The organism is Salinivibrio sp. MA427 (assembly GCF_001996115.1).
Lineage (GTDB): Bacteria > Pseudomonadota > Gammaproteobacteria > Enterobacterales > Vibrionaceae > Salinivibrio > Salinivibrio costicola.
The window spans coordinates 1-2,781 of record NZ_MUFH01000309.1 but is presented as its reverse complement, the minus strand read 5'-3'; the positions used below and the strand labels follow the sequence as shown (position 1 = coordinate 2,781).

The window sequence follows — 2,781 nt, the reverse complement described above, 5'->3', positions numbered from 1 at the left end:
ATATGTGACTTGTAGAGCTAGCAAATACCCATGAAAGATTACTCTCTAAAATAAATTTAGCTCGCTCTCTAAACTTAGATGGAGCACTATTCACAATGCAATGAAGGATCTCGTACTTTCTCTTCCGAAGCTTTATTGATAGGTAGATATTCAAGATCAAATATGGGAATCCGCCTACTACTAGCAGTAACACTCCGGCTTTAATCACTAAATCAATCAAAGATCATTTCCTCTATAACTTTCCCTGTTTCGTTCGAAAGTTCTCCACCATACATTCCCCACATAAAAGAACCACCAGCAACCAATGCAATTGATAATCCTCCAGTTGCAGGTATAAGAGCGATGCCCCATCCTATAGCAAGTCCCCCCAAAACATTTGTCAGACCTGACGTACTATTTCTAACAACACTTCGATTGCAGGTTTCCTCAAACCAGCCACTACTATTACATGTAGTTACCACATCAGYAGCGTTTCCATATAACCCGGCTCCAATTACGAGACCGTTAGCGATACCTAATGAGCGGCTAAATGACATCGCCTGTTTATACAACGCGGTCATTTCAATACCAGAAATTGCTTTAGAAAAGTCTCTTGCTCGGTAAAGTTGACGTTTACCGACATTTAGGTAGTTATTGATACGCTTTGTCTGTATGTTTCTAATATATCCTGGCTTTCCAATCTCCGTCAGTATTAACTTCATCTCTTGCTGAAATGTGCGGGCTTCTTTTCTCCATGCTTTGTAGTCAGGGTGAGAGTATAGCTTTGGTCCTGACAGCCCCTCCGTTCGAGAAGCTATGTGACGAGAGTAGTCTGCAAAGGACTTCATTTTTTTACTTATTTTGTCACCTTGGACCTGAGCGCCGGCAATCACAGCGCCAGAGCCAGCCAAAAGGTGGTTAAGATCTAGCTCGGCCAGCATAGATGTGTTTGCGTCCTGCTGGTGAATATCTAGGCCAGATGTTGCACTCAAAAGTAGCGCATTCGTTGTTGTTTCGTGATGCTCTGCGAACCACTTTTTCTGTTCACTTGAAAGGGTGAGGAACTCAGTCATTAAGTCGTTAGCCTGTTTGATGGCAAACTCTTCATCCGGATGGACTTCAGACCAAGGCGACACGACAAGGGGCATTCCTTCAATAATCTGGCTAAAACTACGTCTCAAATGAGGATTTGAATTAAGAACATGCTCGATTATATGTTCTTGATTTGATAAATATGTTTCAAGCGCAAAATCCTCCATGCTCATTCGTTTGTCAGCAAAAACAAGATACACATCATCAACGTCTTGAGGGGATAGCTGAGTTAAATTGACAACTGAAATTTCAGCGCTCAGCATTTTGTCACGATTTATTGGTTTGACCGACGTCCCCTGCAAAATGCCATCAAATGTGTAGTGGGTATTAGCAGCAAGGTTATATTTCTGTGGTTTTTCTGGTGGTAAATTACGCGTTATTGATTGCCTTTCTTTTTTCGCCGCCGGCTGACTGACCGTTAGGCTATCACCCACGGCTAAAGCCATCGGATCGGCGTCATACTTTGGATTTAGATCCAATAGCTGCTTGGCGGATAAGCCATACTGTTCGGCAATAGCTGGCCATGATTCACGTTGGCGGGTGGTCGGATCTGTTTTGACCGTGTGGGTTGTCGGCTGTTTTGTCTCATCACGCTTATCGGTATCTTTTTCAGATGAAGGTTCATCTCGTTTGGCGATAGCTTGCTTGGGCGCGGCGAGTAATTCATTGATAGACAGTTTAATGCCGTTTTCTTCCAGCCATTCATCGTCTAGATTATCAAGCAAGTCACGCGTGATCGGTGCTTTGAGATAGACAAGATATTGGTCTTCGACCTCTTTGCCGCCAATCTTCCAGTACACCAGAATGGCGCTTTGATAACGATTAAAACCTTGCGCCTGGTTGAGTCTGTCATGTCTAGAGCGCGTGGCGTAAAACTGCCATTTGCCATCACCCAGCAGCTTGTACTCCTGCACTAAGCGCTTTTGGTAAAAATGGTAGTAATAGCCTTCGGTGGGTAGGCCCAGTCGCTCGCCGAGTTGAACAGAAGGTGTCACAGGAATAAAGGCTTCTTGGATGATACCAGAGCCAATCGACTTTACCTGCACGGGCTCGGGCACGCTAATGCCCATTGAGGCCGATGCAACTTTAGCGATAAGCTTTTTGGGCTCGTTGAATGCGATATAAGTGGTGTACTTGGTGCCATGCTCAGTGCGCGCGGTTTGCCAATCATCCTTCACGCCTTCTTGCTGTGTTGTGGCTAATTGAAACTTACACCCCACCGTTTTGCTAAATATCTTATCCGAGCTAGCAATCTCAAAACAATACTCGTATTTAAGTGGCGGTGGCGCATTCGAGCGGTCAGGTTTTACCGGCTCGGGTACATAGGTGTCTTCGATATTGATTGCAGCATGCGCACTGTGACTGCTACCACCAGCGCCGCCGGCCACACTGCCAGATTGATTAGCTCTAGCGGCAAGTGCTGAACGGGCTTGTGGTGAGAGGGTCGTTTCAGTGTCTGCCGAGAGGGACCAGAGCTTATTCGTATTATCATGCACCATCGCGGGCCGCATTGGGGTATCAGTCAACAGGGCAAATTCACCGCTATCAAGCTTTTCTTTAAATTGTGAAAAGCTCACCCCATCAGGCATTACATTACCAAGGTCTCGCTCATTAAGCGCCTCAATATCGCCCTCTACTTGCCCAAACTCATACGCCATGAGCTCGGTCAGTCTAACGAGTTTATATCCCACCGCATTGTCCGCCAGCCAA

Annotated in this window: 1 protein-coding gene; it reads right to left on the bottom strand. The window is 45.8% G+C overall.

What is annotated here, in order from left to right:
• Positions 1-212: 212 nt before the first annotated feature.
• Entirely contained in the window at positions 213-2,777 is a 2,565-nt protein-coding gene (locus tag BZG79_RS13725; RefSeq protein ID WP_347336595.1) for a LysM peptidoglycan-binding domain-containing protein, read from the bottom strand.
• Positions 2,778-2,781 lie beyond the last annotated feature (4 nt).